Origin of the sequence: Bradyrhizobium sp. WYCCWR 12699 (assembly GCF_032144035.1) — a bacterium.
Lineage (GTDB): Bacteria > Pseudomonadota > Alphaproteobacteria > Rhizobiales > Xanthobacteraceae > Bradyrhizobium.
Window position 1 is genome coordinate 310,061 of record NZ_JAVTJN010000036.1, and the last position, 20,553, is coordinate 330,613.

Genomic DNA, 20,553 nt, shown 5'->3' on the forward strand with positions numbered 1-20,553 from the left:
CGCGATCCTGCTATGGTCGCGAACCATGACTTCGCGCGACTCCGCTCCGTCTGAAATCACCCCGGCCGTGCTGCTGCGCGCCTATGCCTGCGGCATCTTCCCGATGGCGGAAAGCGCCGACGATCCGACCCTGTTCTGGGTCGAGCCGGAATTGCGCGGCGTCATCCCCCTCGACGGATTTCGCGTCGCCTCGCGGCTCGCGCGCACCGTGCGCTCGGACGTCTTTCGCGTCACCGTCAACACCGCGTTCAAGGCGACGATCGCGGGCTGCGCCGCGCCGCAGGAAGGGCGCGAGGACACCTGGATCAACAAGCGCATCCGCGACCTCTATGGCGGCCTGTATCAGCTCGGCCATTGCCACAGCGTCGAGGCCTGGCAGGGTGAGGATCTCGTCGGCGGCCTGTACGGCGTCAGCCTGGGCCGCGCCTTCTTCGGCGAGAGCATGTTTCACACCGCGCGCGATGCCTCGAAGGTCGCGCTGGTGCATCTGGTCGCGCGGCTGATCCATGGCGGGTTCGAGCTGCTCGACACGCAATATGTCACGGAGCATTTGAAAAGCTTCGGCGCGGTCGAGATCTCGCGGCGGCGCTATACCGCCTTGCTCGACAAGGCGCTGGCGGGCGAGCCCGGCGATTTCCTCAGGCTCTCACCCGGTGACGCGATCCCGGGCGCGCGTGCGCTCGAGATCATCGCTTCGCGGCAATAATCCAGATTTACCGGCTACCAAACCCGGGGATACCGAACAGACCCGGCCGCTGCTCCGGCGGCGGGGGCGGCGGTGGTGCCGGCTGCTGCTGCTGGATCGGCGGCAGAGGCTGCGGCGGACGCTGCTGCACCTGCTTCGGCGCGGCCTTCTTCTGCGCGGGCGGCGGTGGAGGGGCCGGCTTCGTCGCGGGATCCGGCGCCGCGGTCGCGATGGTCTGCTGCGGCTCTTTGCAGTCGGTGAGCCAGATGTCGTAGATCGGGTGCTCGACGCCATGCAGGCCGGGGCTTGCCGCGTACATCCAGCCCGAGAAGATGCGCTTCACCTCGCCCTGCAAGGTGATCTCGTCGACCTCGACGAAGGCGTCGGTGTTGGTGGCCTCCGTTGCCGGCCGCGTGTAGCAGGCGTCGGTCTTGACCCTGAGCGCGCCGAACTGGACGGTCTCGCCGATCTCCTCGTCGAAATTGATGATGCGTCCGGTGATCTTGTCGAGGCCGGAGAAGGTCGCCTTCTTGTTCACGATCTTCTGCGCCGGCGGCTCGGTGACGACCTCGTCGCCCGGCTGCAGGCTTGCCGGGGTCTGCGGCACGGCGCCGGGAGCGCCCTTCTGCTGCGGCTGGCGCTGGCCGGGCGCACCTGGCTGGGCACCGCCCGGCGGCGCGACCGCCACGGGCGGCTGATTCGGCGGAGCGACGGTGGAGCCCGGCGGCGGCGCCAGCGGCTGGCTCTCGACCGGTCCCGGCATCACATTGCCCTGCCGGCCCGGCGGCGGAGGCATCGGGCGCGACGGCAGCACGCGGCCCTGCGGCGGCAGCTCCGGCACCTCTTCGTCGTCGTCGGGAATCTGCTGCGGCTGCGGCTGGCCGCGCGGAATTGTGCCGGGCGGCCGCATCGGCGGCGGATCGGAAAAGATCGTGCCGATTTGCGCCTGAGCCGGCGTCGCAACCGTCAGCGCGGTGGCGGCCAAAAGCGCCGCAAGACCTGTCAGGGTAATGGTTCGAAACATCTCGCGCGGCTTCAACAGCGAATCGGGCTTGTTGGACATTCTACAGGGGTTACCGCCGCTCGCAGGCCATCCGGTTAACACGGCGAATACGGCGGGGGAAGGGCGGCAACCCTGCCCTTCCCGGCCCCATCTGGCCAGACCGGCACCTGAATGGGATAGTCGCGGAGCCCCTCCCGGGGGCGCAGAGGCGGGCATCTCCCGAAAATGCAGCCAACCATAACCAGAAACCTCCCGAGGTCGCTCCATGCCCGTCGTGCTCGATCCCGATGCCGCCGCCGTCTACAAGGCCTTCCAGGAGGCCGGCCGCCCCGCCTACGAGACCCTGACCGCACCGGAGGCCCGCGCGTATTACGCGCAGGCGCGCTTTGCCACCAATCCTGACGCGCCCGAGCTCGCCCGCGTTGAGCCGCTCTCGATCCCGGCCCCGCACGGCGCCATTCCCGCCCGCCTTTATGTTCCCAAGGAGCCGCGCCGGCACGACGGCCTGTCGCCCGCGCTGGTGTTCTTCCATGGCGGCGGCTGGGTGATTGGCGATCTCGACTCCCACGATGTCGTCTGCCGACAGCTCGCGGTCGAAGGCGCGCTGGTCGTGATCTCGGTCGATTACCGTCTCGCGCCTGAGCACAAATTTCCCGCCGCCGCCGACGACGCGATCGCCGCAACCAGATGGGTTGCCGCCAACGCGCGCGAGCTCGGCATCGACGCGTCCCGGCTGTCGATCGGGGGCGACAGCGCCGGCGGCAATCTCACCGCAGTCGTCGCGCTCGCCGCGCGCGACGCCGGCGGGCCTGCCCTCGCGGGCCAGGTGCTGATCTATCCCGCCACCGATTTCGCCCTCACCCATGGCTCCCACAGCGAGCCCGAGACCAGCGTGCTGCTGACGCATTCGGTGATCCGCTGGTTTCGCGACCATTATCTCAACGGCGCCGCCGACATCCACGATTGGCGCGCCTCGCCGGCGCGGGCGCAAAGCCTGGCGGGCCTGCCGCCGGCCTATGTGCTGACCGCGGGCGCCGATCCCTTGCGCGACGAAGGCAACGAATACGCCGCGCGCCTCAAGCAAGCCGGCGTCCCCGTGACGACCAGCCATTATCCCGGCCAATTCCATGGCTTCTTCACGATGGGCAAGCTGTTGCGAGAGGCCAATGTCGCCGTCGGCGAGATCGGCGCATGGCTGAAGGGATTGGGCTGAAACGCCGTCCCGCATGGCCTCTCCGCTCCAATCCATCTCCGCTCTCCCGCTGCGCGTCCTGACCTGGCTCGGCAGCCAGGGCACGCGCGGCGTCGCCGCCATCGTGTTCATCGCGGCCGCGGTGCCGCCGCTCGGCGCATTGCTGCGTCCCTATCTCACCGAGGCCATTCTCTGCCTGCTCTGCATCTCCTTCATGCGGGTCGACCTGGCCGCGCTGTACAGCCATCTGCGCCGGCCGGCGCTGGTTGCGACAGCGACCGCCTGGACCACGATCGGCGTGCCGCTGATCGTCGGTCTGATCGCGCACGCAACCGGCCTTACGGCGCGCGCGCCCGGACTGTCGCTCGCACTGATGCTGCAGAGCATGGCCTCGCCGATGATGGCCTCCCCAGCCCTCGCCGCACTGATGGGTCTCGATGCCACGCTCGTGCTAATCACGCTGGTGACCTCGACCGCGCTGGTGCCCTTTACCGCCTCGGTCTTCGCCGGCCTCTTCCTCGGCGACATGCTGAGCATCACCCCGCTGACGCTGGGCCTGAAGCTGCTGGGCATCCTCGCCGCGTCTTTACTGGCCGCCACGATCATCCGATGGATGTTCGGCGCGGAGGCGATCCGGCGTCACAAGACGCCGATCGACGGCCTCAACATCATCATCCTCTTCATCTTCGCCGCCGCGATCATGGGCGACGTCGTGAGCGACCTCCTCGCACAGCCGCTCTTCACCCTCAGCCTCGCAGCTCTGTCCTTCGCGATCTATTTCACCCTTCTCGCGATCACCACGCTGCTGTTCCGCCACATCGGCACCGAGCGCGCGCTGGCGCTCGGACTGATGGTGTCACAGCGCAATCTCGGCCTGATGCTGGCGGCAACCGCCGGCGCCTTGCCGCCCACCACCTGGCTCTATTTCGCGATGACGCAGTTTCCGATCCACCTTGCGCCGTACCTGCTGATGCCGATCGCGCGGCGGCTGACGGCGCGCGCGAAGGCCTCCGGCTCTCCCGCAACTAGCGCGCCCTAACTGGTCCTTGCCGCGCGCCGTAGCGCCTGCGGCGGCTGGCCGAAGGCGCGGATGAAGGCGCGTCGCATGCGCTCGGGATCACGGAATCCCGTGGCTTCCGCAACGAGCTCGATCCCTTCGCGCGAGGACTGCACGCGCTCGCGTGCGACCTCGAGCCGGAGCCGCTCGATCGCCTTCGACGGGGTCGTGCCGGTCTCGGCGGCGAAAGCGCGGGCGAAATGCCGCGCACTCATGCCGGCGCGATCGGCGAGGTCCTCCACCGTCAGCGGTGCGTCGAGATTTTCGCGCGCCCAGGACAACAACGCGCCGAAGCGGCCGTTCGGCGTCTTCAGCTCCAGCAGCGAGGAGAACTGCGACTGGCCGCCGCTGCGGCGATGATACAGCACGAGGTGGCGCGCCGCCTCCTGCGCGATTTCCTCGCCGAGATCTTCGGTCACCATGGCGAGCGCAAGGTCGATGCCTGCGGTGATGCCCGCCGATGTCCACACATTGCCGTCGCGGGTGAAGATCTGGTCCGGCTCGAACTTCACCTTCGGATAGCGCGCGACGAAATCGCGCGTGCGTCCCCAATGCGTGGTGGCGCGGCGGCCGTCGAGCAGGCCCGCCTCGGCGAGCACATAGGCGCCCGAGCAGACGCTCGCGACGCGCACGCCGCGCTTTGCCAGCCGCTGCAGGAAGGCGCGCGTGACCTCGCAGCGCGCAGCCTCTGTCACGCCTGCACCGCCCGCGATGACCAGCGTCGTGATGGCATTCGCCGACTTGAAATCGCGCGCCATCATCTCGACGCCGGAGGAGCTGCGCACAGGCCCCGCATTCAGCGCCAGTACCCGGAGCGCCAGCGGCTTGCCGGCGCAGCGTGCCGCGACCTCGAACACCGAGATCGGGCCGGCCGCATCGAGGAGTTGGAAATCCGGGAAGATCAGAATGCCGATCATGGGCTATGTCCGAAATAGTGGGAATTATGCCATTTCGGACGCAAAGGCAGCATGCCAATCTGCGCGCGTCAAGCTCATCTTTGGAGAACTCGCCGATGTCGTCACCGCTCCAGATCGGTCTTCTGATATTTCCGCGCGTCACCCAGCTCGACTTCACCGGTCCGTTGCAGGTGTTCGCCATGGTGCCCGGCGCGAAGCTGCATTTGATCTGGAAGCGGATCGAGCAGGTCGCAAGCGATTCCGTGCTGACGCTGACGCCGACCACCACGTTTGCCGACTGCCCGCAGCTGGACGTGATCTGTGTGCCCGGCGGCGGCGGCACCAACGACTTGCTGGGCGACGAGGAAGTGCTCGACTTCCTGCGCAAGCAGGCCGAGGGCGCGAAATATGTCACCTCCGTCTGCACGGGATCGCTGGCGCTGGGCGCCGCCGGCCTGCTCAAGGGCTACCGCGCCGCGACCCATTGGAGCGCGATGGAGATGCTTAGCCAGTTCGGTGCCACGCCGACCAAGTCGCGCGTCTGCATCGACCGCAATCGCATCACCGGCGGCGGCGTCACCGCCGGAATCGATTTCGCGCTGACGCTGGTGTCGATCCTGATCGACCGCACCACGGCGGAAGCGATCCAGCTCCAGATGGAATACAACCCGGCCCCGCCGTTCAATTCGGGCTCACCCGATACGGCACCGGCCGAAGTGATGGCCCTGCTGCGGGAGCGTGGCGCGCAAAATCAGGCGCGGCGGCTGGAGGCGGTGAAGCGCGCGGCCGAGCGCGTGACGTAGTCACGTATCCCGGACGCGATGCAGCGTGCAACGCTGCTCCGCAGAACCCAGGAGCCACACGGCGCACCGCGAGATGGGCCCCGGCTCTGCAGCGCATCACTTCGTGCTGCGCAGCGTCCGGGGGGCAGATCTGGCACAAGCCCCCAACAGAAAAAGGCCGCTCGGTTTCCCAAGCGGCCTTTCCTGTCTTACGGCGGCTGCACATTCACATCGGGCGATGTCGGAGCTTCCAGACCGGGGGCCTATCTCCCGATCGAGTCCTTCCTCGGCGGCCGCTGCATCTCGGGACAGTCGCGAACTGTTGCCCGAACCGAACGCAATGGTCTCCCATCTCCGTAAGATGGGATCATTGAGCCGCACGGCTTGCGCTGTGGCAATGTCGGCGCAGACGCCTTCCCCGCTGTTCCCGTTGTCCACAGCAAGCGGCAGCGGATGCGCATGCATCCAGTTTGACGATGGAGATCGCGCCGGCTGGGAAGCCTAGCCAGGCGTCCAGGGCTGATAGTCGCCGGTCGCCTTCGGACGCTTGCCGCTGGCGAGGGTCGATCCCGAGGGACGGTAGGCCATCGCCGTGCCGGTGAGATTCGGCTGGTGCGGCTTCTCCCACTCGCGCGGCTGATAATTGGCCTCGGTCGGCGGCACGTCGACCACGTGATGGATCCAGCCGTGCCAGGACGGTGGGATCCGGCTCGCTTCGGCATAGCCGTTATAGACCACCCAGCGCCGCTCGAAGCCAAGGGTCGGATCGACCACCCCGCCGCGGGTGCGATAGTAGAGATTGCCTTGCTCGTCCTGGCCGACCAGCTCCCCGTACCGCTTGGTCCAGAGTTGGGTGCCAAAAGTCTGGCCATTCCACCAGGTGAAGAGCTTGAGGAAGAACTGTTTCATGCGGCAAGGGCCCTGCTTCGTCGGGCCCTGATGCCATCCGGGCGGCGAAATGTCCAGTTCGACGGGCGGCGGTGCCTGCCTCAAATGCGGGGCCTCGACACCTGCGCCGCCGCAAATCGGACGCGATCCGTTCATGCCCGGTACAGCGGTCGCGAGAGAGGCTCCCATTCACGCGCAAACCGGCGTGATCCCAGGAACCCCAGCCCCTTCATAGGGTTTGCTTCCGGGAAAGGAGTTTATCATGAACAGTCTGAGAGTTTTGAGTGCCGCCGCAACGCTGGCCCTCGTTCTACCCATGAGCTCACCGAGCTTCGCGCAGAGCCCTGGCCCCCGTAGTGTCGGTGGTATCTCAGCCGGCGGTGGCGGCGGTGGCGGCGCTCACTTCGGTGGTGGCGGCGGTGCACGCATGGGCGGCGGCGCAGCGATCCACGGCGGCGGCGGCAATTTCGCGGCCGGCCCGGCGGCGCGTCCGAGCGGCGGCAATTTCATAGCGAGCCCGGGGCCCCGCACCGCCGTCTCGCCGTCGTTCGGCGGCAGCCGCAGCGTCGCGACGGCCGGCAACTGGCAAGGCGGAAGCAACTGGAGCGGTCGCCACTGGCACCATCGTCACGGCGGCGGTTTCTGGCCCGGCTTCGCGGCAGGCGCGGCGATCGGCGGCGTGGGCTCGTACGCCTATTACGGCGGCGGCTATTACGATGATCCCTATTACTATGGCGACAGCTACTATGACGAGCCATCAGTGGCAGTGGTTCCCGACAGCGGGGGTGACTCCTCGGCCTATTGCGCGCAGCGCTACAAATCGTATGACCCGGCTTCGGGCACCTATCTCGGTTATGACGGTCAACGGCATCCCTGCCCGTAACCATTCCGACCGTGCGTGAAGGAAGGCGTCGCAGCGCTGCGACGCCTTTTTCGCGCAGCACGTGCATATCGATGCTGTAGCCCGCGGCGAGCCCAACGCCCGCGATGATACGTACATATGAATCTAAATGGACCTGTATGCATCGCACCGTGCATATCTACGTTGATCCAATCCAAAATTGACCCGGCACACGATTCGCGGATATCACCAATCCCAGTGGGGACTTCGATTACTGGGAAGTGTCATGCCGCGTATTCTCGTGGTTGATGACGATCCGATGGTCGGCGCGACCATCGAGGTCCTCCTCCAACGTCAGGGCTTCGACGTCACGCTGGCCGACGGTGGTGAAACAGGACTCGCTGCGCTGGAAGCGCAGGCCTTCGAGGTGATGCTGGTTGACATCTTCATGCCGCACATGCGCGGCTTCGAGTCGATCCGCATCTTCCACGAGCGCGCACCAGCTACTCCGCTGATCGCGATGTCTGGTTACGCCTTCGCATCATCCGCCTCGCCTTCTCCCGATTTCCTCCGCATGGCGCTGGAGCTCGGCGCAACGCGCTGCCTGCGCAAGCCGTTCACGCCGGAAGCGTTGCTGACCACGATCCGGGAATGCCTCGCGGGCGAGAGCGCACAGCCGAAGGACAAGAAAGAAGCCCCTTGATTCCAACGCAGCGCGTCATTCTGGGTGCCGGACTTGCCATCCTCCTGATCATCACCGCGGCCTCGATCGCCCTCGACGTCAAGTCGCGGTCCGATGCGGCGTGGGTCCATCAGACCGTCCAGGTGCAGAAGAAGATCTCCGATCTGCGCGTGCTGCTGCGCCGCGCCGAGAGCGCCGCGCGCGGCTTTGAGCTCTATCGCAATCCAGCCTTCAGCAGCGAATTCGACTCCGTTCACGCCCAGATCGCGCCGGCCCTCGCCGAGCTCAAGCGCAGCGTGCGCGACAACCCCGATCAGGTCGCGCTGCTGGAGGGTACCGAGCCGCTGGCGCTGCGCCGCGTCGAGATCGCCGCGACCGCGATGCGCCTGCGCGCCGCGAACGACGAGGCCGGCATCGCCGCGCTCAACGGCAAGGCCGAGGGCCGCGGCCTGATGGACACGGTGATGGGCAATCTCGACCGTCTGAGCGCGGAGGAAGAACGTCTGCTCGCCGTGCGCTCCCAGGATTCGCGTCGCAACGGCATCGTGCTGCTCGGCATCGACGTCGCCGGCGCGATGGTGATCCTTCTGCTGGTCGTCATGGTGATGCGCGAGGGCCGACGCACGGAGGTCGCGCTCAAGAGCACGCTGATGGAAACCACAGCCGCCAAGGAAGCGCTTGCCGCGGCGGTGGCCGAGCGCACCGAGCATCTGGTCAGCGCGCATGACGAGCTGCGCCTGTCGGTCAACGTGCTGCAGAGCACGTTCCACAGCATGGCGGAGGCGGTGCTGGTCATCGATACCGAAGGCAATGTCCTGCTGTCCAATCCGGCCGCCGAGCGCATGCTGCTGCATCGGACCGGCATGAACCTGCGCAATCTGCGTGCGATGTCGGACGTGTTTCACGGCGACGGCGTCACGCCGATGAAGGCCGGCGAGCTGCCCTCGGTGCGCGTGCTGCGCGGCGAGAAGTTCGAGGACCTGGAGATGATCGTCCGCCCGCACAGCGGCAATCCTCCCCGCCATCTCATGGTCAGCGGCCGGCCGATGCTGGACGGACAAGGCGAGATTTCCGGCGCTGTGCTGGTCTATCACGACGCGACCATGTCGCGCGAGACCGAGCGGCAGCTGTACCAGTCGCAGAAGCTGGACGCCATCGGCAAGCTGACAGGCGGCGTCGCGCACGACTTCAACAACATGCTGACCGTGATCTCCGGCAACACCGAGACACTGGTGCAAAGCCTGAAGCAGCAGCCCGAGCTGCAGCGCGTGGCGCGGCTGATCGACGATGCCGCCGAGCGCTGCGCCGAGCTGATCCAGCATCTGCTCGCCTTTGCGCGCCGGCAGCCGCTGCAGCCGCGCAACGTCGAGATCAACGCCGCGATCGCCGACATCGCAAAGCTCTTGCGTCCCACCCTCGGCGAGCAGATCCAGATCGAGACGGTGCTCGAACAGGGACCGATGACCGCGCATATCGACCCGTCCCGGCTCACCAATGCCGTGCTCAACATGGCGATCAACGCCCGCGACGCCATGCCGAACGGCGGCAAGTTGCTGCTGGAGACCCACCGCGTCGTGCTGGACGAGGCCTATGCGCAGGCCCATGCGGACGTGGCGGCCGGCCCCTACATCATGCTCGCCGTCAGCGACACCGGCACCGGCATGACCATCGAGACCCAGCACAAGGCGTTCGAGCCGTTCTTCACCACCAAGGAGGTCGGCAAGGGATCGGGCCTCGGCCTCTCCATGGTCTACGGCTTCGTCAAGCAGTCCGGCGGCCACATCAAGATCTACAGCGAGGAAGGCCACGGCACCACGATCAAGCTCTATTTGCCGCCGGGCGAAGGCACGACGGAGATCGCCACCGCCGCCGCGCCGCAGGCCGAAGGCGGCGCCGAGACCATCCTCGTCGTCGAGGACGACAATCTCGTGCGCAACTTCGTCACCGGGCAGTTGCAGAGTCTCGGTTACAAGACCGTGGCCGCGCCCGACGGCAAGGCCGCGCTGGACTTGATCGCGGCCGGCCAGACGTTCGATCTGCTCTTCACCGACGTCGTCATGCCCGGCGGCATGAGCGGACGCGAGCTCGCCGACGAAGTGGTGAAGCTGCGGCCGGGCGTGAAGGTGCTCTACACCTCCGGCTACACCGACAACGCCATCGTCCATCACGGCAAGCTCGACGACGGTGTGCTGCTGCTGACCAAGCCGTACCGGAGAAACCAGCTCGCGGAGATGATCCGGAAGGCGCTGGGTCCTTAGCGCGTCGCCAGCACCACCGCCGCCAGCGTGAAGACCAGCGCGGCGATCTGCCCTGCCCCGAGCGGCTCGCCCAACGCGATCGCGGAGGCGACGACGCCAATCACCGGCACCGCCATGGTGCCGATCGCGGCGACCGAGGCCGGCAGCCGGGCAAGGGCCGCGAACCAGCTGACATAGGCGATGCAGAACTGGACCACCGTCGAATAGACCAGCAGCCACCAGCCGGCCGGCGTCACATTCTCGAGATGCGTGGTCTCGACCAGCAGGCCGATGATCGAGATCGGCAGGCAGCCGATGCCGATCTGCCAGGCCGCGGCCGTGATCGGCGGCAGGTGGATCGGGTACTTCTTGGAGAACACCGTGCCGACGGCAAAGCCCAGCGCGCCGGCGAGCGCCATGACGATGCCAGGCAGCTTCTCGACGCTGGCGGCGATGCCGTTGCCGCCCATGATCGAGGCGAGGCCGACGAAGGCCATGACCAGCCCGAGCGTACGGAGCAGCGTCGGCCGCTCGCCCAGCACTGGCCAAGCGATGATCGAGGCCCAGACCGGCATGGTGTAGGCGATCAGCGCCGCCTCGCTGGCGGGCAGCCAGAGCAGCGCCAGCCCCATCAGCACCATCCAGCCGGTGACGTTGAGCACGGCGGCGGTGAGCAGGCGCGGCCAGATCCCCGAATCCACACGCAGGCTCTGCCGGCGCAGGATCGCCAGCGCAGCGAGCAGGAGCGCGCCCAGCACCCCGGTCACCCCGCGCAGGGTGAGCGGCGGCAGCTCCGAGAGCAGGAATTTCGTGACCGGCCAATTGAAGCCCCAGCCGATCGAGGTGATGGCGAGGAACATCAGGCCGGCCGGTGCGATGCGCGGTCGCGACACCGGCCTGGTCGAATCAAGCATGGGGATATCCGGCAAAATCGAGCGTCAGCTTGGCGCGGATTCGCACGCCAAACCACCACCTCGGCGGGCATGCCTGCCCTCACCTTCCGTAGGGCTACGTGAGTCCTGCTGACGCAATCCCTTTGCCCAAAAATATACCTGCCCTGTGAACAGCGGGATGAAGGTCCCGCATCACCACGGGATGCAAATTTTTTCGGTTGGGAATCTCTGAGGACTCACTGATACTTGCCTCCACAACAGGCGCGGCGCAGACCCCTGTTATCCCCCGCAATCCACCATATTTAGTATTTGATTCAGGAACCCGCACTAGTTCTTGACGGGCGCAACGGAGAGTCCTAGCTTTCGGTCCGTTCGGCGCGAGTGAGTTTGCGTCCCGCCGGCACTCCCCCAAAGGGTCTCGCAAATCTTCAACTCCGCCGGCCAGCCAAAGGCAGCGGATGAGGGCTTGTCTGCCCGCGAAAGGCAGACTCTTCGGGCGCCGAACGGGCCGGCAACAGGCTCGGATGGCAGATTTCACGCTGGTGCAAACCGGCACCTGCGTGAAGTGAGAGACGTTGTGACGGTGGGGCGTTGAACGCGTGTCGGGCTCATCCCCTTGGGGGCGGATGGGTCTGGACATGCCGGCGGGTGATCGGTGCGCGCATCGAACCATCGCGTCGGGAGAACAAGGGCCGGGTCCACCGGCTGAACTGCGGTTGCCAAAGGCCGAACGGGCCGAAGGCGCCGCGAAACGAAATGTCGACCGGCAGGCCTGAACGGAGGCTCGACCGGTCAAAACTTAAGGACGGGGCAAGACGATGCGGATTGAGCGGCGCCACACCACGGTAGGACAGTCACCTTACGCCGGGATCGATTTCCGGCTGACCACGTCGGAGATCAGGAATCCCGACGGCTCGGTCGTGTTCAAATTGGACGGCGTCGAGGTCCCGACCGAGTGGTCGCAGGTCGCCTCCGACGTGCTCGCCCAGAAGTATTTCCGCAAAGCGGGCGTTGCCGCGCGCCTGAAGAAGGTCGAGGAGGAATCCGTCCCCTCCTTCCTGTGGCGCTCCGTGCCCGACACCGACGCCCTCGCAGCCCTGCCCGAGAAGGAGCGCTATGTCAGCGAGCTCTCGGCCAAGCAGGTGTTCGACCGCCTCGCCGGCTGCTGGACCTATTGGGGCTGGAAGGGCAAGTATTTCTCGACCGACGAGGACGCCCAGGCCTTCTACGACGAGCTGCGCTACATGCTCGCGATGCAGATGGTCGCGCCCAACTCGCCGCAATGGTTCAACACCGGCCTGCACTGGGCCTATGGCATCGACGGCCCCGGCCAGGGCCATTATTACGTCGACCCCTTCACCGGCAAGCTGACCAAGTCCAAGTCGGCCTATGAGCACCCGCAGCCGCACGCCTGCTTCATCCAGGGCGTCGGTGACGACCTCGTCAACGAAGGCGGCATCATGGACCTCTGGGTCCGCGAGGCCCGCCTGTTCAAATACGGCTCCGGCACCGGCTCGAACTTCTCGCGCCTGCGCGGCGAAGGCGAAAAGCTCTCCGGCGGCGGCCGCTCGAGCGGCCTGATGAGCTTCCTCAAGATCGGCGACCGCGCCGCGGGCGCGATCAAGTCGGGCGGCACCACGCGCCGCGCCGCCAAGATGGTCGTCGTCGACGTCGATCACCCCGACATCGAGACCTATATCGACTGGAAGGTGAAGGAGGAGCAGAAGGTCGCCGCCCTCGTCACGGGATCCAAGATCAACCAGAAGCACCTCAAGGCGGTGTTGAAGGCCTGCGTGAACTGCGAAGGCTCGGGCGACGACTGTTTCGACCCCGAGAAGAACCCTGCCCTCCGCCGCGAGATCAAGCTCGCGCGCCGCAGCCTCGTGCCTGACAATTACATCAAGCGCGTCATCCAGTTTGCCAAGCAAGGCTACAAGGACATCGCGTTCGACACCTACGACACCGACTGGGACAGCGAAGCCTATCTCACGGTCTCCGGCCAGAATTCCAACAACTCGGTCTCGCTGAAGGACGACTTCCTGCGCGCCGTGGAAACGGACGGCGACTGGAATCTGAACGCCCGCACCTCCAAGAAGGTGACGAAGACGCTGAAGGCGCGCGACCTCTGGGAAAAGATCGGCTACGCCGCCTGGGCCTCGGCCGATCCGGGCCTGCACTTCAACACCACCATGAACGACTGGCACACCTGCAAGGCGTCCGGCGACATCCGCGCGTCGAACCCGTGCTCCGAATACATGTTCCTGGACGACACCGCCTGCAACCTGGCGTCCGCGAACCTGCTGACGTTCTACAACACCGAGACCAAGCGCTTCGACGTCGAGAGCTATGAGCATCTCTGCCGGCTCTGGACCATCGTGCTCGAAATCTCGGTGATGATGGCGCAATTCCCGTCGAAGGCGATCGCCGAGCTCTCCTACGAGTTCCGCACGCTCGGCCTCGGCTACGCCAACATCGGCGGCCTCCTGATGACCATGGGCCTGCCCTATGACAGCAAGGAAGGCCGTGCGATCGCAGGCGCCCTGACCGCCGTGATGACCGGCATCACCTACAAGACCTCGGCCGAAATGGCGGCCGAGCTCGGCACCTTCCCCGGCTACAAGAAGAACGCCGCGCACATGCTGCGCGTCATCCGCAACCACCGCCGCGCCGCGCACGGCCAGTCCAACGGCTATGAGGCACTCTCCGTCAACCCGGTGCCGATGGACCTGGTCTCCTGCCCGCAAGCTGACCTCGTCAGCCACGCCCAGGCAGCCTGGGATGCGGCGCTCGAGCTCGGCGAGCAGCACGGCTATCGCAACGCCCAGACCACGGTGATCGCGCCGACCGGCACGATCGGCCTCGTGATGGATTGCGACACCACCGGCATCGAACCGGACTTCGCGCTGGTGAAATTCAAGAAGCTCGCCGGCGGCGGCTACTTCAAGATCATCAACCGCGCGGTCCCCGCGGCGCTGCGCGCGCTCGGTTATCGCGAAGCTGATATCGCGGAGATCGAGGCCTACGCCGTCGGCCACGGCTCGCTCTCCAACGCGCCCGGCATCAACGCCTCGACCCTCAAGGCCAAGGGCTTCACCGATGAAGCCATCGCCAAGGTCGAGAAAGCGCTGCCGACCGCCTTCGACATCAAGTTCGCCTTCAACAAGTGGACCTTTGGCGAGGATTTCATCCGCGACCAGCTCGGCATCGGTGCTGAAGCCATTGCGGCTCCGGGCTTCGACCTCCTCCAGGCCGTCGGCTTCACCAAGCGCGAGATCGAGGCGGCCAACGTCCACATCTGCGGCGCGATGACGGTGGAAGGTGCCCCGCACCTCAAGGCCGAGCACTACCCGGTGTTCGACTGCGCCAATCCCTGCGGCAAGATCGGCAAGCGCTATCTGTCGGTCGAGAGCCACATCCGCATGATGGCCGCGGCCCAGCCCTTCATCTCGGGTGCGATCTCCAAGACCATCAACATGCCGAACGACGCAACGGTGGAGGACTGCAAGTCCGCCTACATGCTATCGTGGAAGCTCGCATTGAAGGCCAACGCGCTCTATCGCGACGGCTCCAAGCTCTCCCAGCCGCTCAACTCGCAGCTCATCAGCGATGATGAGGACGAGGACGATGCCGTCGAGAGCCTCTACGAGAAGCCGATGGCGGCGCGTGCCACGCAGGTCTCGGAGAAGATCGTCGAGAAGCTGGTCGAGCGCATCATCGTGATGCGCGAGCGCGAGAAGATGCCGGATCGCCGCAAGGGCTACACCCAGAAGGCGGTCGTCGGCGGCCACAAGGTCTATCTCCGGACCGGCGAATATGATGACGGCCGTCTCGGCGAAATCTTCATCGACATGCACAAGGAAGGCGCGGCGCTCCGCTCCTTCATCAACAACTTCGCCATCGCGGTGTCGCTCGGCCTGCAATACGGCGTGCCGCTCGACGAATATGTCGACGCCTTCACCTTCACCCGCTTCGAGCCGGCGGGCCCCGTGCAGGGCAACGACAGCATCAAGTACGCGACCTCGATCCTCGACTACGTCTTCCGCGAGCTCGCGGTGAGCTACATGTCGCGCTTCGACCTCGCCCATGTCGATCCCAACGAGACCGGCTTCGACGCGCTCGGCAAGGGCGTCGAGGAAGGCAAGGAGCCGGACGAGGACGGCGGCCACCACGCCACCCGCCTGGTCTCGCGCGGCCTCACCCGCTCGCGGACCGACAACCTCGTGGTGATGCGCGGCGGCAGCGCCGCAGTCACCCAGGGCGACGACAGCGCGCCGTCCGGCGGCAGCAAGGTCACGGCAATGGCGGCCCACGCCACCAGCGCCCGTGTCGGCGATGCCCTCGAAGGCGCCGTTGCCCTGAAGCAGGAAGTCCAGCACGACCTCTCGCCGACGGAAAAGCTGGAAGCCCTGCAGTGGAGCAAGGCCGGCAGCGCCGCGACCGCCGTCCCCAGCAAGGCCGAACGCCGCGCCGAAGCCAAGGCCAAGGGCTACGAGGGTGAGATGTGCTCGGAGTGCGGCAACTTCACGCTGGTGCGGAATGGGACCTGCATGAAGTGCGATACGTGCGGCAGCACGACGGGGTGTTCGTGACCATCAAGAACCCGACTGAACTAGCAATGACTTGGGAAGGCCGCTCTTTGAGCGGCCTTTTCCATAACAGAGGGACAAATGCTTGACCGGCGGCATCCAGATCGCGGTCTCGGAAAAAACTAGTCCAATGGCCTCTCTTTTCGAATACTTCGTAAAAGACTTCTCCCACGATCTCTCGATTGAGAAGAAGTGGAGACTTCAGAACACATCTAACGGGTCAGAGATTGAGGTCAATGCACGCGTCTTTCTGAACTTCGATGCAAACGCTAAGTATTTAGCGTTCTACGTGCCTGAACTGAGCGGCGTAATTTTTCCCGAAGCTATCTTGATGAACAGCATCGAAGAACTTCTGGCCCTCCCGATCACGGATATAGGCGTAAGCACTGGATTCGGTGATCCGCCAAATGGCTGGATTGAGGGAAAGCACCTGAATTTTGCCGGACGCGTTTTCTTCTATTGTGAACGAGATCCTCCGGATGACGCGAAGATGCGCCTCATCAGCGAAGCTGCTGAAAATGGCGTCCGCGTGGTATTTCGCAGTGAGGCCTATCTGAGGAGACGTAACCAATTGGAAAAACCTAAGGCTTTCATCTCTCACGACTCTAGAGACAAGGCGTCGATTGCGGGGCCACTTGCGATCCAAATGCAAAAGTTCATGTGTCCAGTTTGGTACGATGAATTCTCTCTAAAGGTGGGCGATAGCCTGCGCGGAGGTATCGAAGCCGGCCTGAAGGAATGCTCAAAATGCATTCTCGTTCTCACGCCGAATTTTTTGACCAACAATGGCTGGAGCAAACGCGAATATGATTCGATCTTCACGCGCGAGCTTGTCGAGAAGCAACAAGTTATTCTACCAGTTTGGTCTGACGTGAATGCACCCGATGTTTACGAATACTCTCCAATTCTGGCCGATCGTGTTGCCGTTAGCTGGTCGCTCGGAGTCGAGGAAGTTGCGCGGCGTCTGGTTAGAGCCCTGGATTCATAGCCAGTCTTGCGACCCCCTTCGTTCGACGGTGGAATTTACGTGACAGTGCAACTCGTAGGATGGGGAGCGCAGCGACCCCACAACCAACGCCAAGAGGGTTTCGCAAGGGTGAAGCTAATCCTACGAGATAAACATTAGCTGTCGCCCCTCCACCACGACCGCGGCTGGATGGGCGTCAACTCAGTGCACCGCCAAAGTAACCGTGGCTAAGCAGCGCTGCTGCGCTGCGTGTGACGCCCTTCCTTCACCTCTTCGATGATCTTCGCGCTGAACGCCTTGAGGTCACCGGGGTTGCGCGAGGTGATGATGCCCTGGTCGACGACGACCTCCGAATCTTCCCACTTCGCCCCGGCATTGGCGACGTCGGTCTTGATCGATTTGTACGACGTCATCCGGCGGCCCTTCGCGATCCCCGTCTCGACCAGCAGCCAGGGCGCATGGCAGACCGCGGCGACGACCTTCTTGGCATCGAAGACGCTCTTGATGAAGCTGAGCGCCTTGGGCTCGACACGCAGCAGGTCGGGGTTGATCTGCCCGCCGGGCAAGACCAGCGCGTCATAATCACCGGCGGCGGCCTGATCGAGGGTCTTGTCGACCTTGACGGGGCGGCCCCAGTCCTTCTCGTCCCAGCCCTTGATCTCGCCTTGCTGCAGCGAAATGATCTCCACGGCCGCACCGGCCGCCTTGAGTGCATCACGCGGCACTTCGAGTTCCGATTGCTCGAAGCCGTTGGTAGCGAGAATCGCGATCTTCTTCCCGGACAGTTCCATCCGTGTCTCCTTTGAGCGTGAGGCGATGCCAGTCAATCGAACGCTTCGGCGTTTCGTTCCTCGCGCCCCGCCGCCGAAATTGCCTTTGCGGTCGTGCCCTTCTCTCCTAAACTCCGACTACCCCCGGCATGCGTTCCGACGGACCGGTAGGCGCGGAGTCAGATTATGCCCAAGCCGGAAAGCTTCCCGATCGAGAAGATCTTCGTTCCCACGAAGCTGAAAAAGACCCTCAAGCCCGAGACCGTCGCCGAGATCGCGGAAAGCATGCTGGACATCGGACAGCAGACCCCCATTTCCGTTCGGCTCGACGGAGACCGCCTCGTTCTGGTCGAGGGATTGCATCGGTTAGAGGCCTGCAAAGCGCTCGGCGAGACCACCATTCTCGGCGTCATGGTCCCGGCCGAGCTTGCTCAACATAAGCCGCTGCTCGCCGAGCGACCCGAAGTCGAGGCCGAGCGCCTCAAGATGGCGCGATTGAAGCAGTTGCGCCTGGAGAAGGAAGCCGCGGAGGCATCGGCGGCGACCTCGAGAGGCAACGCAACGCAAGCGCCGCGCGCAGGTTCGACGAAAGGCCCGCGCGACAATCCGAAGGCATCACCCGTCCGGATGGTGAAAGCGAAACCGAAATCACTGTCGGACTGGATCACGCAGCAGAAGGGCAGCGGCAGCCGCTATTGATGGCGGGCTTCGGTTGAGGCCGTCATTCCCGGGCGCGCCCGCTTCGGCGCGAGCCCGGACTCCATCGGGCGGCTCGACGAATGGCGCAATGGATTCCGGGCTCGCGCTTCGCGCCCCGGCATGACGGTGGGCTATGCTGCGCGCTACTTTCTCCTAGCTGCCACAGCATGACGGCCGCAACCTTTTCGATCGCGGCCATCTCTCCTCACCTTCAACCCGTTCCTCTCACGCCGCCTTCGCCTGCTCCGGCGTGGCCGTTTCCATCGCGCGCATGTAGAGGTCGAGCAGGCTTTCGCGCTCGTCGCGCTCGTTCTTGTCTTCCTTGCGCAGCTTGATGATCTCCTTGAGGATCTTGACGTCAAAACCCTCGCCCTTGGCTTCCGCGAAGACTTCCTTCTTCTGTTCGCTCAACTCCTGCATCTCCGTGTCGAGGTTCTCGATCCGCTCGACGAAGGAACGGATCTTGCCGCCGGGAATGGTGATGTCGGACATGGTGCCTCCTCGCTGACTGAGCTCGCGAAAATGCCCGCAAAGACATAACCAATGTGTTAACCTCAACGCCGCTGCATTGCCCTGTGGAAAATGCCGAGGGAGCCGTTCCATGGCCGAGCTTCGCTTCGATGACGGTGCCGCCTATGAGCAGATGATGGGCGTCTGGAGCCGTTCGGTCGGCGAGATCTTTCTCGACTGGCTGAAGCCGGCGAAGGGGCTGCGCTGGATCGATGTCGGCTGCGGCAGCGGCGCCTTCACCGAGCTCATCGTGGCGCGCAGCGCGCCGCTCAATGTGCAGGGCATCGATCCTTCCGAGGGACAGCTCGCCTTTGCTCGCGCGCGCCCCGGCGCGCGCGGCGCCGTGTTTCAGACCGGCGATGCCATGGCGCTGCCGTTTCCGGACGCAAGCTTCGATGTCGCGGTGATGGCTTTGGTTCTCGTGTTCGTGCCGGATGCGGCGAAGAGCGTTGGGGAATTGGCGCGGGTCGTTCGTCCCGGCGGCCTCGTTGCGACCTACATGTGGGACATGCTGGGCGGCGGCTTTCCGCTAGACCCGATCCTCGACGAGATGCGCGCGATGGGGCTGCAACTGACGCGCCCGCCGCATATGGAGGTGTCCAGCCTCGCGGCGCTTCAGGGTTTTTGGAGCACGGCCGGCCTCCAGCAGATCGAGACCCGCGAGATCACAGTGCAGCGGACCTTTGCCGATTTCGACGAGTTCTGGAGCGTGGAGACCAAGGCCCCCTCCACCGCGCCTGTGATCGCGGCGATGCCCGTGGCCGATGTCACCGCGCTCAAGCAGCGCGTGCGGGCGTGCCTTCCCGCTGATGCCGAGGGCCGCATCACCTACAGCGCCCGCGCGCACGCGATCAGCGGACGCAAGCCGGGGTGACGAAGTTGCGAGCGTGCTACGAACTCAAATCAACGCATTGCGCCAACCTCGCGCTTTCGCCAACGCCCCTCCCGCCCTACACTCCCGTCAAACAAACACCGGGAGGACTGGCCTGATGACCGACGCCCCGCTTTTCCAGGACGTCATTCGCAAGCGCCGCAGCGTGCGCAAGTTCGAGCCGGGCCGCAGCGTCGGGCGCGACGTGCTGGAGCGGATCGTCGATTGCGGGCGCTGGGCGCCGTCGGGGGCGAACGTGCAGTGCTGGGACTTCATCGTCGTCGACGATCCCGCGATGCGCGAGAAAGTGCTTGCGGTATTCCTGCGCCAGGCGCAACGGCTGGTCGACCACGCCAAGGGCTTTCCGGCCGTGAAGAAGACCTATCTCGCCAACACGGTCGCGATCATCCTCGTGCTCGGCGATCCCCGCTGGAAGGTCTGCTTTCCGCAGGCGACCTCGCCCCAATTCGACGCCGAGTATCGCGACAACAACGAGGCGATCTTCTACTGCTCGCTGGGCGCGGCCATCCAGAACATCCAGCTCGGCGTCACCGCGGAAGGGCTGACCTCGGCCTGGCTCTCCGGCGGCGGGGAGGCCGAGACCAATCGCGAGCTCGCGGAGGTCCTGGGCTATCCGTCATGGATGACGGCCTATGGAACGATCCCGATCGGCTATCCCGCAATCGACCAGGACCGCCGCTACCGCCGGCCGCTCGGCCAGCTCGTGCACTGGAACGGCTACCAGCCACAGCAGTACCGCACGCATGCGCAGGTCGATTTCTACGAGAGCACGCTGCGCCCCTTTGCGATGTACCGCGACCAGGAATCCATGGACGCCTGGCCGGATCGCGACGAGATGCTGGGAGAGTGGACGAACGCCTTCACCGGCCCCGTCAGCAACCCCGCGCAAACGCTTGAAAGCGAAGCCGACTTCTCTCATCCCAGGGTGATCGGCCAGGCGACCAAGCGGCGCCGGACCTGAAGCGCGTCAACC

18 protein-coding genes are annotated in these 20,553 nt (G+C 65.2%); 12 read left to right on the forward strand and 6 right to left on the reverse strand.

Annotated features, from left to right (window positions below; genetic code table 11):
- The first annotated feature begins 25 nt into the window (after positions 1–25).
- Complete coding sequence (gene aat, locus RPS27_RS26220; RefSeq protein WP_194402300.1) at positions 26–706, forward strand: leucyl/phenylalanyl-tRNA--protein transferase; 681 nt, start codon at positions 26–28, stop codon at positions 704–706.
- Between the two features lie 7 nt (positions 707–713).
- Here aat and RPS27_RS26225 read toward each other — a convergent pair whose 3' ends face one another.
- Entirely contained in the window at positions 714–1,748 is a 1,035-nt protein-coding gene (locus RPS27_RS26225; protein WP_212066293.1) for a DUF2155 domain-containing protein, read from the reverse strand.
- A gap of 205 nt (positions 1,749–1,953) precedes the next feature.
- On the opposite strand from RPS27_RS26225, the gene RPS27_RS26230 reads away from it, so the two are divergent.
- Both RPS27_RS26230 and RPS27_RS26235 read left to right on the forward strand, forming a co-directional pair.
- Positions 1,954–2,901, forward strand: coding sequence for an alpha/beta hydrolase (locus RPS27_RS26230; protein WP_211417232.1), 948 nt, complete (start codon positions 1,954–1,956; stop codon positions 2,899–2,901).
- 13 nt (positions 2,902–2,914) lie between these two features.
- The gene (locus tag RPS27_RS26235; RefSeq protein WP_212066291.1) at positions 2,915–3,919 is read left to right on the forward strand and encodes a Na+-dependent transporter; all 1,005 of its coding nucleotides are present in this window, start codon (positions 2,915–2,917) and stop codon (positions 3,917–3,919) included.
- Here RPS27_RS26235 and RPS27_RS26240 read toward each other — a convergent pair.
- Positions 3,916–4,854 carry a GlxA family transcriptional regulator gene (locus RPS27_RS26240; protein WP_211417234.1) on the reverse strand — a complete coding sequence of 313 codons (939 nt, stop codon included), beginning with the start codon at positions 4,852–4,854 and terminating at the stop codon, positions 3,916–3,918. The genes RPS27_RS26235 and RPS27_RS26240 overlap by 4 nt on opposite strands.
- A 95-nt stretch (positions 4,855–4,949) precedes the next feature.
- Here RPS27_RS26240 and RPS27_RS26245 point away from each other — a divergent pair, with 95 nt between their 5' ends.
- Complete coding sequence (locus tag RPS27_RS26245; RefSeq protein WP_211417235.1) at positions 4,950–5,636, forward strand: DJ-1/PfpI family protein; 687 nt, start codon at positions 4,950–4,952, stop codon at positions 5,634–5,636.
- Between the two features lie 480 nt (positions 5,637–6,116).
- Here the strand turns inward: RPS27_RS26245 and RPS27_RS26250 are convergent, their stop codons facing one another.
- Positions 6,117–6,524 carry an NADH:ubiquinone oxidoreductase subunit NDUFA12 gene (locus tag RPS27_RS26250; RefSeq protein ID WP_194402306.1) on the reverse strand — a complete coding sequence of 136 codons (408 nt, stop codon included), beginning with the start codon at positions 6,522–6,524 and terminating at the stop codon, positions 6,117–6,119.
- 241 nt (positions 6,525–6,765) lie between these two features.
- On the opposite strand from RPS27_RS26250, the gene RPS27_RS26255 reads away from it, so the two are divergent.
- The 3 genes from RPS27_RS26255 (at position 6,766) to RPS27_RS26265 (ending at position 10,284) form a co-directional block, all read left to right on the forward strand.
- On the forward strand, positions 6,766–7,386 hold the full coding sequence (locus RPS27_RS26255; RefSeq protein ID WP_211417236.1) for a BA14K family protein: 621 nt from the start codon (positions 6,766–6,768) through the stop codon (positions 7,384–7,386).
- A gap of 244 nt (positions 7,387–7,630) precedes the next feature.
- Complete coding sequence (locus tag RPS27_RS26260) at positions 7,631–8,047, forward strand: response regulator (RefSeq protein WP_194402308.1); 417 nt, start codon at positions 7,631–7,633, stop codon at positions 8,045–8,047.
- A complete protein-coding gene (locus tag RPS27_RS26265; protein WP_211417237.1) occupies positions 8,044–10,284 on the forward strand; it encodes a CHASE3 domain-containing protein in 2,241 nt (746 codons plus the stop codon). Before RPS27_RS26260 ends, RPS27_RS26265 begins: the two co-directional genes overlap by 4 nt.
- Here RPS27_RS26265 and RPS27_RS26270 read toward each other — a convergent pair.
- Positions 10,281–11,177, reverse strand: a complete 897-nt coding sequence (locus RPS27_RS26270) for a DMT family transporter (protein WP_212066290.1) — start codon at positions 11,175–11,177, stop codon at positions 10,281–10,283. The genes RPS27_RS26265 and RPS27_RS26270 overlap by 4 nt on opposite strands.
- A 797-nt stretch (positions 11,178–11,974) precedes the next feature.
- Here RPS27_RS26270 and RPS27_RS26275 point away from each other — a divergent pair.
- The gene (locus RPS27_RS26275; protein ID WP_212066288.1) at positions 11,975–15,745 is read left to right on the forward strand and encodes a vitamin B12-dependent ribonucleotide reductase; all 3,771 of its coding nucleotides are present in this window, start codon (positions 11,975–11,977) and stop codon (positions 15,743–15,745) included.
- Between the two features lie 82 nt (positions 15,746–15,827).
- Positions 15,828–16,730, forward strand: coding sequence for a toll/interleukin-1 receptor domain-containing protein (locus tag RPS27_RS26280; RefSeq protein ID WP_212066286.1), 903 nt, complete (start codon positions 15,828–15,830; stop codon positions 16,728–16,730).
- A gap of 206 nt (positions 16,731–16,936) precedes the next feature.
- On the opposite strand, the gene RPS27_RS26285 is transcribed toward RPS27_RS26280, so the two are convergent.
- Positions 16,937–17,500, reverse strand: a complete 564-nt coding sequence (locus tag RPS27_RS26285; protein ID WP_212066284.1) for a type 1 glutamine amidotransferase domain-containing protein — start codon at positions 17,498–17,500, stop codon at positions 16,937–16,939.
- 165 nt (positions 17,501–17,665) lie between these two features.
- Between RPS27_RS26285 and RPS27_RS26290 the strand changes: the two genes are divergently transcribed.
- A complete protein-coding gene (locus tag RPS27_RS26290) occupies positions 17,666–18,178 on the forward strand; it encodes a ParB N-terminal domain-containing protein (RefSeq protein WP_212066282.1) in 513 nt (170 codons plus the stop codon).
- A gap of 225 nt (positions 18,179–18,403) precedes the next feature.
- On the opposite strand, the gene RPS27_RS26295 is transcribed toward RPS27_RS26290, so the two are convergent.
- Positions 18,404–18,670, reverse strand: a complete 267-nt coding sequence (locus RPS27_RS26295) for a DUF2312 domain-containing protein (protein WP_106950919.1) — start codon at positions 18,668–18,670, stop codon at positions 18,404–18,406.
- 109 nt (positions 18,671–18,779) lie between these two features.
- Between RPS27_RS26295 and RPS27_RS26300 the strand changes: the two genes are divergently transcribed.
- The gene (locus tag RPS27_RS26300) at positions 18,780–19,562 is read left to right on the forward strand and encodes a class I SAM-dependent methyltransferase (protein ID WP_212066280.1); all 783 of its coding nucleotides are present in this window, start codon (positions 18,780–18,782) and stop codon (positions 19,560–19,562) included.
- A 115-nt stretch (positions 19,563–19,677) separates the two neighbouring features.
- Complete coding sequence (locus RPS27_RS26305) at positions 19,678–20,541, forward strand: nitroreductase family protein (RefSeq protein WP_211417244.1); 864 nt, start codon at positions 19,678–19,680, stop codon at positions 20,539–20,541.
- Positions 20,542–20,553: the final 12 nt, after the last annotated feature.